This window comes from Klebsiella sp. M5al, assembly GCF_002090195.1.
In the GTDB taxonomy this organism is placed as follows: domain Bacteria; phylum Pseudomonadota; class Gammaproteobacteria; order Enterobacterales; family Enterobacteriaceae; genus Klebsiella; species Klebsiella grimontii.
This window is the reverse complement of record NZ_CP020657.1, coordinates 2,211,562-2,223,759: the sequence shown is the minus strand read 5'-3', so window position 1 is coordinate 2,223,759 and position 12,198 is coordinate 2,211,562. Positions and strand designations below refer to the sequence as shown.

Sequence of the window (12,198 nt, the reverse complement as noted above, 5' to 3'; positions counted from 1 at the left end):
TCTTGCTCAATCAACCTATCCTTTCGCTAACCCACAGGGCAGCTATGATGTTTGACTACCATGCCGCAGTTCGCGGCGCATTTTTCGATATCGCCGCCGTTGCCGATAGCGCTGACGATATCGCCCGCCATGCGCGCTATCTGGAGGATGGCGTGCTGTTTCTTCGCGACGGACGCGTTCAGGCGCTGCTGCCATGGCAGGAGGGCGAACGGTACCTGCACCCGCAGAAGGGCTATCGCGACCTGCGCGGTAAGCTGCTGCTGCCGGGGTTTGTCGATGCCCACGTCCACTATCCGCAAACCGAGATGATTGGCGCATTTGGCGAGCAGCTGCTGGAGTGGCTCACCACCTATACCTTTCCGGTGGAGAGCCAGTTTGCCGATGCCGACTACGCCGCCGAGATCGCGCAATTTTTTGTCAACCAGCTGCTAAGCCACGGCACCACTACCGCGCTGGTTTTTTGTACGCTGCATCCGGAATCGGTCGATGCCCTGTTTAACGAAGCGCTGCGCCTGAATATGCGCCTGCTCGCCGGGAAAGTGATGATGGATCGCCACGCGCCGGACTACCTGAGCGAAAGCGCGGAGCAGAGCTACCGGCAAACCCGCGAGCTGATTGAACGCTGGCACCAGCGCGGCCGTCTCGGCTACGCCATTACGCCGCGCTTTGCGCCGACCTCGACGCCAGAGCTGCTGGCGGCGGTGCGGCAGCTGCGGGAAGAGTTTCCCGATACCTGGCTGCATACCCACCTGAGCGAAAACCTCAACGAAGTGGCGTGGGTAAAAAGCCTGTGGCCGGAGCATGAGCACTATCTCGACGTCTACCATCATTATCGGTTAACCGGCGAGCGCAGCGTGTTTGCCCACGGCATTCACCTGGCGGACGCCGAGTGGCAGTGCCTGCACGAGACCGGTTCAGCGCTGGCCTTTTGCCCGACGTCGAACCTGTTCCTCGGCAGCGGGCTGTTTCGTTTACCGGTCTGCTGGCAGAACAAGGTGCGGATGGGCATCGGTAGCGATGTTGGCGCGGGCACTACGTTCAGTATGCTGCGCACCCTCGGCGAGGCGTATAAGGTCAGCCAGCTGCAAAGCTATCGCCTGCGCGCCAGCGAAGCCTTCTACCATGCGACCCTCGGCGGCGCGCGCGCCCTGCGCCTTGATGAGAAGATTGGCAATTTCCAGCCCGGCAAAGAGGCCGATTTTGTGGTTATCGACCCGGCGGTCACGCCGCTGCAGCGCTTACGCAGCGGGCGCTGCAAAGATATCTATGAGCAGCTGTTCGTGCTGATGACCCTGGGCGATGAACGCAATATTAGCGAGACGTGGGTAAACGGCGAGCGCGTATGGGGAGATGCGGCTGCGCAGTAGTCCCTTTCCCAGAGGCGCGCAGCGCCGCCTCCGGGGGACATTTAGCTGCCGCGATAGGTGGACCAGCCGCCGGGGGCAATTAAAAACGGTAAATGATAGTGCCCGCCAGCCGCTTCGCGGATGGCGAAATCAATCTGCGCGCTCAGGTAGAGCGTCTCGCGCCCGCTGGCGGTAAACCACTCGCCGATTTCCGCGCTCAACCGGTAATGCCCCGGCGCCAGCGGCCCGGCGCCGAGTTCGCCAATACGGCCGTTCTCATCGGTGGCCCCGCGGGCAATCAGCGCGCCTTCGCGCTCCAGCACAACCTTCACGCCCTGCGCCGGTCGGCCGGTAGAGATATCCAGAATATGGGTGCTTAAGGTACTCATTCGCCAATTGCTCCTTCCAGTCTTAATAAGGTGATTTCGCGCAGCTGCGCCAACGCGTCCTGAACTTCTGCGCGCTCGCTGTTTTGCAGGCGACGCGACAGCGCCGCTAAGATTTCATCCCCGCTGCGCCCTTTCGCGCGAATCAAAAAAACCCGGCCAAATCGCGCTTCGTAGCGGGCGTTGCCCGCTTTCAGCGCCTGCGCCAGCGCAGCATCGCGCTCATCAACGCTTCCCTGCTCCTGACGCGAGAGCGCCGCGTGCGCCTGAGACCCGGCGGGCTTTTCGCCAATACGCGGATGGGCGCTTAGCGCCTCGGCCAGCTCCGCTTCGCCCCACGCCGCCATCAGCCGCTGCGCGGCGCTGAGCAAATCAGCGCGGCTGCGCCAGGGCCGGCCGGCGGCGAGCGCCGCTGCCCAACCAGGAACGGCAACGCAGGGCGCCAGCAGGGAAACGGCCTCTTCGCCGCTCAGCTGGTTAAAGTGATTCAGCGCGATCATCGGTGCTCCTTGTGGCCGCCGCCGCGGCCGGTTTCTCTTCCGGGATAATCAGATTCAGGACAATCGCCACCAGCCCGCCGCTGGTCGCCGCGGAGCCGAACAGGTTACCCACGATCGGCGGGAAGTGGGTCAGAAACGCCGGGACCGCTTCAATGCCGAGACCAAAACCAAAGGCCAGGCCAACGATAAGCATATCGCGGCGGGTCAGCGGTTTCTGGGTGATAATGCGGATCCCCGCCGCCACGACGCAGCCAAACATCACCATCGTCGCGCCGCCCAGCACCGGCGCCGGGATCTGGCGCAGTATCTCGCCGAACGGCGGAAACAGGCCCAGCAGAATCAAAATCACCCCAATGTAGCGGCCAACGTAGCGGCTGGCGACGCCGGTCATCTGAATCACGCCGTTGTTTTGCGCAAAGGTGGTATTGGGGAACGCGCACAGCATCGCCGCCACCATGCAGCTTATGCCATCGGCAAGAATGCCGCCTTTTAGCCGGGAACGGAAGGCCTCGTCATCTATCGACTGCCGAGAGATCAGGCAGTTAGCCGTCAGATCCCCCACCGCCTCAAGAATGCAGACCAGCGACACCAGCGCAATCGGCATAAAAATCGCGCTGTTAAACTGAAAACCAAACGGAAACAGCTGCGGCAAGCGGAACCAGACATCGCCGACGCCTTTAAGCTGGAACGATCCGCTCAGCGCCGCCGCCGCGCAGCCGACGGCAATCCCCACCACCACCGAAGAGAGGCGCAGCCAGCGGTTTTTCGCGCAGCTCAGCAGGACGATGGTCCCCAGCGTGCCCGCGCCGAGGGCGATATTGCTCATGCTGGCAAAGGCTTTCGCCTGCTCGCCGCCGCACCAGTTAATGACGCTGACTTTAATCAGGCTAATGCCGATCAGCGCAATCACGCTGCCGGTAATCACCGGGGTAAAAATACGCTTCAGCGGTTCAATAAAGCGGCTGACGAGACAGGGCACCAGCGCGGCGACGAAGTTGACGCCAAACAGCATGGCCATAATATCCTGCGGCGTGCCGCCCTGCCCTTTTGCCCACATACCGCCGGCAATGGCGACGCCGAGGAACGCAAAGCTGGTGCCCTGCATACAGATCATGCCCGCGCCGATCCCCCAAACGCGGTTGGATTGCAAAAAGGTACCGATGCCGGAGGCCAGCAGGGACATGCTGATTAAATAGGGCAGCCACTCCCCCAGCCCCAGCGCCGCGCCGATAATCAGCGGCGGCGTGATGATGCCCACCAGCCCGGCGAGTACGTGCTGTAAAGCGCTAAAAAATGCCGGGAGCGGCGGGATCCGCTGCTCGAGGCCGTACAGTAAGCCGCCGTTTTTTTCATCTGACATGGTCGTTTCATCCCGTTGCGAATAAGCGTGCGGGAACGGGTGCACAAAACAGGCCAAATTCGCTCACACTTGCGCAACATTTAATTTTTCCTCAATTTTACAAAGAGATAAATCATCTTCCTGGTTAACCCCTGTGCGCCTGCGCGGGCCGCCGCGGTGAAACTTTAGATTCTCGATTCCTAATATAGAAATTATTGATTCATAAAAAGGCAACAAAACCCCCATCACGCACCACGATTGTGCAACCGCACGATGGCGGGGAGGCCGAATCGGCGAAATCCGCGCCTGCGTCAAAGTGGTACGCAAATTGCTCAAGCCAATCACGACGTATGTAAAGGAGAAGCAAATGAAAGCATTAGTTATCGGCGGCGGCATCGGCGGCCTGAGCGCGGCGGTGGGGTTAAAAAATGCAGGTATCCATTGCGAAGTCTTTGAAGCGGTGAAAGAAATCAAACCGGTGGGCGCGGCCATCTCCATCTGGCCTAACGGCGTGAAGTGCATGAAGCATTTAGGTATGGGCGATATTATCGAGAGCTACGGCGGCCCGATGCATTTTCTCGCTTATAAGGATTATCTGCGCGGGGAGGACCTGACCCAGTTCAGCCTCGCTCCGCTGGTAGAGCGTACCGGCGGCCGCCCCTGTCCGGTTTCCCGCGCTGAACTGCAGCGCGAGATGCTCGACTTCTGGGGACGCGACGCCGTGCAGTTTGGTAAACGCGTCACCCGCTGCGAAGAACACGCCGACGGCGTTCGCGTCTGGTTTACCGACGGGTCGATGGCGGAGGGAGATTTTCTGATTGCCGCCGACGGTAGCCATTCCGCGCTGCGCCCGTACGTGCTCGGCTATACCCCTGAGCGCCGCTACGCGGGTTACGTTAACTGGAACGGTCTGGTGGAGATTGATGAGGCGATTGCGCCGGGCAACCAGTGGACCACTTTCGTCGGCGAGGGGAAACGGGTGTCGCTGATGCCGGTCTCCGATGGCCGGTTTTACTTTTTCTTTGATGTTCCGCTGCCGGCGGGGCTGGCCGAGGATCGCAGCACGCTACGGGCGGATCTCAGCCGCTACTTTAGCGGCTGGGCGCCGCAGGTGCAGAAGCTGATCGCCGCCCTCGATCCCCAGACCACCAACCGCATTGAAATCCATGATATTGAACCGTTTGAGCGGCTGGTTCGCGGCAAGGTGGCGCTGCTGGGCGATGCCGGGCACAGCACCACGCCGGATATCGGCCAGGGCGGCTGCGCGGCGCTGGAGGATGCGGTGGTGCTGGGGGATCTGTTCCGCGAGAGCCGCGATATCGCCGGGGTGTTGCGCCAGTACGAAGCGCAGCGCTGCGATCGGGTCCGCGACCTGGTGCTGAAGGCGCGAAAACGTTGCGACGTGACCCATGGTAAAGATATGGCGCTGACGCAAGCCTGGTATCAGGAGCTGGAAACCGAGACCGGAGAGCGGATTATCAACGGCCTGTGCGAAACCATTCAGGGCGGCCCGCTGGGGTAAAAATATTGGCATCAGCGCCCTTCCCGGCTCGCGGCGTAAACGCCTTAGCCGGGCTACCGACCCGCAGACGCGGGTGAACCTGTAGCCCGGTCAGCGCAGCGCCGCCGGGGAAGCAAACCGCAGAATATTTCAGGCCGGGGACATTCACGCAGGCGGCGAGATGCGCCTCTCCGGCTACCGGATCGCAGACGCGGGTGAACCCGCTGCCCCGGCCTGCATCTCCTCCATCACGGCGGTCAGCTTCTGGATCGCCATCTGCGCCGGGCGGGAGAGCTGGCGCGACGGCGCGGTGCACAGGGCCAGGGTGAGCGGACGCAGCAGCTTGTTGCGTAGCGGGACAAACGCCAGCTGCCCGAGCTTCACCTCTTCCAGCACGTCCAGACGGCTGAGAATCGTCACGCCGCCGCCTTTCAGCACCAGCGATTTGATCAGCCGGATATCGTTACAGCTAATACTGTTGGCCGGAGAAAAATCATAATGGCGATAAAGCATCGCGACCCGATCATGGACGATCAGCGGCGCGCCGGGAACAATATGCCGCTCCTCGCTGAGCTCCCCTGGCGACAGCATCACGGCCTGCGCCTGAGGATGATCCGGGCGCATTACCGCGCCCATCTCCAGCTCAGCAAAGGCCAGCACGCTCAGCCCCGCCTGGCCTTCAGGATCCAGAATCAGGCCGAAATCGAGATCCGCCTGCCGCACCTTCTGGCTGATGGTATGGCTATCCGCCACCTGCAGATTCAGCTCCAGCCACTGCCAGCTGGCGATAATGTCCGCCAGCGCGGCGGCAAAGCTCCCTTCCGCCAGCGCCTGCACCATGCCAAGGCTGACGCTGCCGCGCTTCAGCCCCTGCAGCTCATCAAACTTTTGCCGCGTCAGATGAAACTCCTTTTGCCAGCGCAGCAGATTGTCATACAGCAGCTCCCCGGCGGTAGTCATACGCAGCCCTTCCGGCAGGCGCTCAAACAGCGGCGTACCAAAGGCCTCTTCCGCCTGCAAAATTTGCCGGTTGATGGCCGAAGCGGAAATATGCAGCTTTTCCGCCGCCCGCCGCAGGCTGCCGCTGCGGGCCACTTCGGCAAAATAGATAGCGAAACGTGAAAATGGGCTCATTGGCGACCTGTTCTCTTTTTTGCAACGGCTGGGTGAATTCTTGCTGATGGATGTCAACACCCTAATATGGCAACAATAAACTCACAACAATTAAACAAATGTTTTTGTGAGCAGGAAGAGAAGCCATGAACAAACCACAACCTACCCCGCCCGCCCATTGCACCTTTGAGCCCGAGGACTGGCTGCGCCTGGCGAAATGCTGGCATCCGGTCGCCCGCGCCTGCGATATCGGCCCCGCGCCGGTAAAAGCCACCCTGCTTGATGAACAGCTGGTTATCTATCGTATCAAGGGCCAGGTGGTGGTCGCTCGCGACGTCTGTCCCCACCGCGGCGTGCCGCTGACGCTCGGTTTTCACGACGAAGAAGGGATCGTCTGCCCGTACCACGGCCTGCGCTTCGGCGAAGATGGCCGCTGTAACCGTATCCCGTCCAGCCCCGACCAGCCGGTACCGGCGAAGCTCAACCTCACCAGCTTTGCGGTTGAGGAACGCTATGGCCTGATCTGGACCTGCCTGGCCTTCGACCCGGAGAATCCGATGCCGCTGCCGGTGATGCCGCACTGGCACGACGACGGCTTTCAGCAAATCAACTGCCCGGCCTTTGAGGTCAACGGCTTTGCGGGCCGCCAGGTCGAGGGCTTTCTGGACGTCGCCCATTTCGCCTGGATCCACACCGAGACCTTCGCCGACCCGGATAACCAGGTGGTGCCGAACTACAACCCGCAGGAGACGGCGTTTGGTTTTATCGCCGATTACTGGAGTTCAGTCGGCAACTATCCCGCCAGCTCCGAGTTTCGCGCGCCGGAAGGCTTCCAGTGGCTGCGCCATTTCGAGATGCATCTGCCGTTTACCGCCACCCTGACGATTCATTTTCCCGGCGAGGCCCGGCTGGTGATTATGAACGCCGCCTCGCCGGTTTCCTCACGGATCACCCGCATGTTCGCGCCCATCGCGCGTAATTTCGATCTGCACGTGCCGGTAGAGGATGTTCACGCCTTTAACCTGCGCGTCTTTGAGGAAGATCGCCTGATGGTAGAGACCCAGCGCCCGGAGAGACTGCCGCTGGATTTAACGCTCGAAGCGCATATCCCCGCCGATCGCAGCTCCATCGCCTATCGCCGCGGGCTGAAAAAAATGGGCTTCGGCGACTTTTTCCTCGTTTAAGCGGAGAGCCATTATGAGCGATGTAATAGAGGTTATCGTTGACGGTATCTGGCGCCAGGGCAGCCAGAACCTCGCCGTCAGGCTGGTGGCGCAGGACGGCCGACCGCTCCCCGCCTGGCAACCCGGCGCGCATATTGATGTGCATCTGCCGTGCGGCATTATCCGCCAATATTCGCTGACCGGCCCGGACGGCCCTGACGACGGCTACCTGATCTGCGTGGCGCTGGAGAAAGCGTCACGCGGCGGCTCGCGCTATATCCATCAGCAGCTGCGCCCCGGCCAGACGCTGTTGATTTCTCCCCCGCGCAATCTGTTTCCTTTACGCACAGCGGAGCGGGTGACGCTGCTGGCGGCTGGGATCGGCATTACGCCGCTGTACGCGATGGCGCTCAGGCTTAAGGCGGAAGGCGTGCCGTTTACCCTGCACTATTACCTGAAAAACCGCGCGCAGGGGGCGTTTGTCCGCGAACTGCAGCGGCGGTTCAGCGCCGAAAGCGTGGTGATTCACTGCTCTTGCGAAGGAGACAGCGCCCGGCAACATTTAGCCGCCGCGCTGAACAATACGCATACCGGATATCCGATTTATCTCTGCGGGCCGGAGGGATTTATGGCCGCCGCGCGTCGGGCCGCTATGGAACGGGGCTGGGCGGACACGCTAATCCATAGCGAAGCCTTTCAGCCCATCGCCGCGCCAGCCGGCGCTGAGGAGGGAGAAACCTTTAGCGTGACGCTGGCGTCCTCGGGAGAGCGGTGGCCGGTGCCCCCGCATAAAACTATCGCCCAGGTGCTCCAGGAAAACGGCGTCGCCGTCCCGCTCTCCTGCGAGATGGGGATTTGCGGCGCCTGTCTGACGCCGGTTATCGAGGGGGTTGTCGACCATCGCGACACCGTACAGTCGGAGGCGGAGAAATCCGCCAGCGCGCAGCAGATCGCCCTGTGCTGCTCGCGCAGCCGATCGGCGAATCTGTGCATTGATTTATAGACCGGCGCCGCTAGCGGGCGAAAACCCGCGCCTCGCCCACCACCTCAATGCGTACCGCCGCCCCCGGCCGCCATAACGGCTGGCTGACGGTTTTGACGATCAGCGGCTCGCTCCGGCCGGGCATCGTCAGGGTTAACGTCGAGAGATGGCCGCTAAAGTCCACATCGCGTACGGTAAGCTGCGGGTCATCCGCCCGGCAGGGAGAAATAACCAGCTGCTCGGGGCGCAGCATCACCCTTCCCTGTCCGACGGCCTGCGGATTGTCAGTTAAGAGTTCACCTATCGCGCAGCGCGCGCGGCCGCCGCGCAGCTCGGCGGGCAGCACCAGCGCATCGCCGAGAAAAAGCGCGGTCTCTTCATCAACCGGGTGACTGTAGACCTCATACGGCGTACCAACCTGGGCAAAACGCCCCTGACGCATCACCGCGACCTGGCTGGCAAAGGAGAGCGCTTCATTCTGATCGTGGGTGACCAGAATCGACGCGACGCCGGCCTGCGCCAGCAAATCGGCGGTGGCTTTACGCGTGGCCGCGCGCAGTCCGGTATCGAGGGCGGAAAAAGGCTCATCCAGCAGCATCAGCGCGGGCCGCTGCGCTAGCGCGCGCGCCAGGGCCACGCGCTGCTGCTGACCGCCGGAAATTTCGTGCGGCCAGTGGTTCGCCAGCTGGCTGTCCAGCGAGACCCTCTCCATCAGCGCCGCTACCTGCTGGGATTTCTCCTGGCGACTGCCATCGAGCCCCCAGGCGATATTGTCCGCGACGTTCAGATGGGGGAACAGCGCGCCCTCCTGCGGCACGTAGCCCACCCCGCGCAGGTGGGCGGGAATAAATGTCCCCTGCGCAAACAGCGTGCGCCCCTGCATGACAATCCGCCCGCTATCCGGCGTTTCGAAACCCGCGAGGATCCGCAGCAGCGTGGTTTTACCGGAGCCGGAGGGGCCAACGATCGCCGTACGGCTGCCTGCGGCCACCGTCAGATTGAGGTTTTCGAGCACCCGTGTACCGGCAAAAGATTTTGAGATTGAGGAGAGTTCGAGCATTTACAGGCCTGCGATTTTTTTCGACTGAATATAGAGAATGCCGGTCAGCGGCAGCGAAAGCAGAATCATCAGCATCGCGTAAGGGGCGGCGGCGACATAATCAATTTCGCTGGTCAGCGCCCAGAAGCCGGTCGACAGCGTGCGGGTGCCGAGTGGCGAGAGCAGCAGCGTGGCGGTCAATTCATTGGTGATGCCGAGAAACACCAGCGCCGCCCCCGCCGCCGCGCCCGGCGCCGCCAGCCGCATGGTGACGCTCCACAGCGCCCGGCCGGGGCTGCGGCCTAAACTGCGGGCGACGTTTTCCAGCTCGACGGGGGCCTGCGCGATCCCGGCCCGCAGGTTGACCAGCGCCCGGGGCATAAACATCAGCAGCCAGGCGAGCAGCAGCGTGACCTCGGTCTGATAGATGGGACGCGCATAGTGAATGGTGACCGTCACCAGCGCCAGCGCCGTTACGATGCCGGGCAGCGAGCTGGTCATGTAGTTACACCCCTCCAGCAGACGAAAAAGACGCTGCGGATAGCGAACGCCCAGCCAGGCGATGGGAATTGCGCAGGCGGTGGTGAGGAACGCGCCCACCGCGCCGAGCAGCAGCGTTTGCCGCAGGGAGAGCCACAGGTCGGCGCTCATCCAGTTTTCCACGCCGCCCAGCCAGAGCCAACGGCAAAGCACCATCAGCGGAACGCCCAACGCCAGCATCACCAGCGTCAGCAGCGCGAGCTGAAGAGGGATCGCCGACAGCCGGCCCAGCGGCTGCCGCTGCTGTTCGCGCGCGGCGCCCGAACCGATGCGGGCATAGCGCGCCTTCCCCCGCGACGCCCCTTCCAGCAGCAAAATGGCCAGGCAGCAAAGCGCCAGCACCCCGCCCAGCATGTTCGCCGCCGGGCCGCTGAAGGTTGACTGGAACTGGTCATAGATGGCGGTGGTAAAGGTATCGAAACGGACCATCGCGAACAGGCCGAACTCCGCCAGCAGATGCAGCGCCACCAGCAGCGCGCCGCCGCATATCGCCAGCCTGAGCTGCGGCAAAACCACGCGGAAAAAGATCCGCCACGGCGGCGTACCTAATGAGGCGGCAACATCTTCCAGCGTCGGGTCCAGCCGCCGCAGAACGGCGGCAACCGGCATATAGATAAACGGGTAATAGGCCAGCAGCGAAAGAAACACCCCGGCAGACAGGCCGTGCATTGCCGGCACCGCGCTGACCCAGGCGTAGCTTTGCACAAAGGCCGGGATCGCCAGCGGCGCAACCGCCAGCACCGACCAGAGCCGCCGCCCCGCCAGCAGCGTGCGCTCCGTCAGCCAGGCCAGGCCAACGCCCAGCGCAATGCACAGCGGTACCGTCAGCGCGATAAGCCACAGGGTGTTGCTCAACAGCTCAGCGACGCGCGGACGAAAGACCAGCGCCCGGATTGTCTCCCAGCCGGTATCGACCCCCACGGCAATAACAAAACCCGGCGGCAAGAGCGCCAGCAGAGAAAACAGAACGGCTAACGCGATCATCGGAAAAGCAGGACGCCTGCGCTCGGGCAGGCGTTGGGCTTTTTTTCCGAGCGCGAAACTCAGAGAAGACATAGCGTATTCACTTTAACGGACGATTACAGCAGGCCAGCCTGGGTCATCAAATCGACCACTTTTTTGCTGTTCAGCGAAGACGGCTCAACCTTCGGCGCCTCTAACGCCTGCAGCGGCGTCAGCTTCGGGTTAGACGCGGCGTTGACGCCAACGGCGTATTCAAAGGCGTTATTGGTGCGCAGCTCATCCTGCCCCTGCTTGCCGGTGATCCACTTGATAAAGGCCTGAGCCTGTTCCTGATGTTTGCTGGAGGCCAGAACGCCGCCGCCGGAAATGCTGACAAAAGCGCCAGGATCCTGGTTTTTAAAGTAGTGGAGACGGGTATTTTTGCTGTTCTCGCCGGTTTTCGCCTGATCGACAAAGCGGTAGTAATGATAGATAACGCCGCCATCAATCTGACCGGCATTCACCGCTTTCATCACCGTGCTGTTGCCCTTGTAGGCCACAAAATTGGTTTTCATCGCTTTAAGCCATGCCAGGGTGGCCTGCTCGCCTTTCAGCGCCAGCATCGCGCTGACGATGGCCTGGAAATCCGCGCCGGATGGCGAAGCGGCCCAGCGCCCTTTCCACTGCGGTTGCGCCAGATCCATCAGCGACTTCGGCAGCTGCGCTTCGCTGATTTTCGCCGGATTGTAGACGAATACGGTGCTGCGGGCGGCAATGCCTATCCAGCGGCCGTGCTCAGGGCGGTACTGCGGGGCGACCTGCTGAAGGGTCTCGGCCGCCAGAGGCGCAAACAGCTTCGCGTTATCCACCAGCACCATCGCCGGGGAGTTTTCCGTCAGAAAGACGTCCGCCGGGGACGCCGTCCCCTCCTGCACCAGTTGATTCCCCAGCTCGCTATCGCCGCCGTTACGCAGCGTCACTTTAATGCCGGTCTCTTTGGTAAAACCGTCAACCCATGACTTAACCAGGTTTTCATGCTGCGCGTTGTAGACCACAATCCCGTCGCTGCTGGCCGCCGCCAGCGCCTGCGGAGCAATAAACGCGGAAGAAGCCATCAATGCAGCGGAGCAATAAGACACCAGACGAAAACGCATACGCTAATCCTTAATAGAGGTGGGCAAAGGGTAACTGGCAGCCGGTCGGCAGGGATTAAATCACAGAGGAATGTGAATGATAATGCAAACAATTACCATCTAATGAAAAAAGAGAAATATACTGCGCGCGGGCGGCACCAGGCGGGGAAAATGCTATAAAAAAATAACCGCCGCGATGAACATTAAAATAACC

General features: G+C 61.7%; 11 protein-coding genes. 4 read left to right on the top strand and 7 right to left on the bottom strand.

Features of this window, described 5'->3' with window-relative positions; translation table 11 throughout:
- Nucleotides 1-47 precede the first annotated feature (47 nt).
- On the top strand, nt 48-1,367 hold the full coding sequence (gene guaD, locus BWI76_RS10520) for a guanine deaminase (RefSeq protein ID WP_049085007.1): 1,320 nt from the start codon (nt 48-50) through the stop codon (nt 1,365-1,367).
- Between the two features lie 41 nt (nt 1,368-1,408).
- Here the strand turns inward: guaD and uraH are convergent, their stop codons facing one another.
- The 3 genes from uraH to BWI76_RS10505 are packed head-to-tail and all read right to left on the bottom strand — an operon-like array spanning nt 1,409 to nt 3,592.
- Nucleotides 1,409-1,735 carry a hydroxyisourate hydrolase gene (gene uraH, locus BWI76_RS10515; protein ID WP_004871437.1) on the bottom strand — a complete coding sequence of 109 codons (327 nt, stop codon included), beginning with the start codon at nt 1,733-1,735 and terminating at the stop codon, nt 1,409-1,411.
- Entirely contained in the window at nt 1,732-2,232 is a 501-nt protein-coding gene (gene uraD, locus BWI76_RS10510) for a 2-oxo-4-hydroxy-4-carboxy-5-ureidoimidazoline decarboxylase (RefSeq protein ID WP_049085008.1), read from the bottom strand. The genes uraH and uraD overlap by 4 nt, the downstream gene beginning before the upstream one ends.
- A complete protein-coding gene (locus BWI76_RS10505; RefSeq protein ID WP_004871443.1) occupies nt 2,210-3,592 on the bottom strand; it encodes a nucleobase:cation symporter-2 family protein in 1,383 nt (460 codons plus the stop codon). The genes uraD and BWI76_RS10505 overlap by 23 nt, the downstream gene beginning before the upstream one ends.
- A gap of 346 nt (nt 3,593-3,938) precedes the next feature.
- Between BWI76_RS10505 and hpxO the strand changes: the two genes are divergently transcribed.
- On the top strand, nt 3,939-5,093 hold the full coding sequence (hpxO, locus tag BWI76_RS10500) for an FAD-dependent urate hydroxylase HpxO (RefSeq protein WP_004871444.1): 1,155 nt from the start codon (nt 3,939-3,941) through the stop codon (nt 5,091-5,093).
- 174 nt (nt 5,094-5,267) lie between these two features.
- Here hpxO and hpxR read toward each other — a convergent pair whose 3' ends face one another.
- Nucleotides 5,268-6,206 carry a LysR family hpxDE operon transcriptional regulator HpxR gene (gene hpxR, locus BWI76_RS10495; protein ID WP_024359603.1) on the bottom strand — a complete coding sequence of 313 codons (939 nt, stop codon included), beginning with the start codon at nt 6,204-6,206 and terminating at the stop codon, nt 5,268-5,270.
- Nucleotides 6,207-6,331: 125 nt separating this feature from the next.
- Here hpxR and hpxD point away from each other — a divergent pair, with 125 nt between their 5' ends.
- The gene (hpxD, locus tag BWI76_RS10490; RefSeq protein WP_004871446.1) at nt 6,332-7,369 is read left to right on the top strand and encodes a molybdenum cofactor-independent xanthine hydroxylase subunit HpxD; all 1,038 of its coding nucleotides are present in this window, start codon (nt 6,332-6,334) and stop codon (nt 7,367-7,369) included.
- 13 nt (nt 7,370-7,382) lie between these two features.
- Nucleotides 7,383-8,351: a PDR/VanB family oxidoreductase gene (locus BWI76_RS10485; protein WP_004871448.1), complete on the top strand. Its 969-nt coding sequence runs from the start codon at nt 7,383-7,385 to the stop codon at nt 8,349-8,351.
- A 10-nt stretch (nt 8,352-8,361) separates the two neighbouring features.
- On the opposite strand, the gene BWI76_RS10480 is transcribed toward BWI76_RS10485, so the two are convergent.
- From BWI76_RS10480 to BWI76_RS10470, 3 genes are read right to left on the bottom strand one after another with little or no spacing between them, the layout of a single operon-like run.
- A complete protein-coding gene (locus BWI76_RS10480; protein ID WP_049099658.1) occupies nt 8,362-9,390 on the bottom strand; it encodes an ABC transporter ATP-binding protein in 1,029 nt (342 codons plus the stop codon).
- Complete coding sequence (locus BWI76_RS10475; protein WP_004871449.1) at nt 9,391-10,965, bottom strand: ABC transporter permease; 1,575 nt, start codon at nt 10,963-10,965, stop codon at nt 9,391-9,393. It abuts the gene before it with no gap.
- A gap of 23 nt (nt 10,966-10,988) precedes the next feature.
- Nucleotides 10,989-12,005 (bottom strand): iron ABC transporter substrate-binding protein, encoded by a 1,017-nt coding sequence (locus tag BWI76_RS10470; RefSeq protein ID WP_004871451.1) that lies wholly within the window; start codon nt 12,003-12,005, stop codon nt 10,989-10,991.
- Between the last annotated feature and the right edge of the window lie 193 nt (nt 12,006-12,198).

Excerpts from the sequence above, each read along its gene's own strand:
- hpxO (WP_004871444.1), top strand. The coding sequence starts at position 3,939 with ATGAAAGCATTAGTTATCGGCGGCGGCATCGGCGGCCTGAGCGCGGCG.
- BWI76_RS10505 (WP_004871443.1), bottom strand. The coding sequence starts at position 3,592 with ATGTCAGATGAAAAAAACGGCGGCTTACTGTACGGCCTCGAGCAGCGG.
- BWI76_RS10485 (WP_004871448.1), top strand. The coding sequence starts at position 7,383 with ATGAGCGATGTAATAGAGGTTATCGTTGACGGTATCTGGCGCCAGGGC.
- hpxD (WP_004871446.1), top strand. The coding sequence starts at position 6,332 with ATGAACAAACCACAACCTACCCCGCCCGCCCATTGCACCTTTGAGCCC.
- hpxR (WP_024359603.1), bottom strand. The coding sequence starts at position 6,206 with ATGAGCCCATTTTCACGTTTCGCTATCTATTTTGCCGAAGTGGCCCGC.
- guaD (WP_049085007.1), top strand. The coding sequence starts at position 48 with ATGTTTGACTACCATGCCGCAGTTCGCGGCGCATTTTTCGATATCGCC.
- BWI76_RS10475 (WP_004871449.1), bottom strand. The coding sequence starts at position 10,965 with ATGTCTTCTCTGAGTTTCGCGCTCGGAAAAAAAGCCCAACGCCTGCCC.
- BWI76_RS10480 (WP_049099658.1), bottom strand. The coding sequence starts at position 9,390 with ATGCTCGAACTCTCCTCAATCTCAAAATCTTTTGCCGGTACACGGGTG.
- uraH (WP_004871437.1), bottom strand. The coding sequence starts at position 1,735 with ATGAGTACCTTAAGCACCCATATTCTGGATATCTCTACCGGCCGACCG.
- uraD (WP_049085008.1), bottom strand. The coding sequence starts at position 2,232 with ATGATCGCGCTGAATCACTTTAACCAGCTGAGCGGCGAAGAGGCCGTT.
- BWI76_RS10470 (WP_004871451.1), bottom strand. The coding sequence starts at position 12,005 with ATGCGTTTTCGTCTGGTGTCTTATTGCTCCGCTGCATTGATGGCTTCT.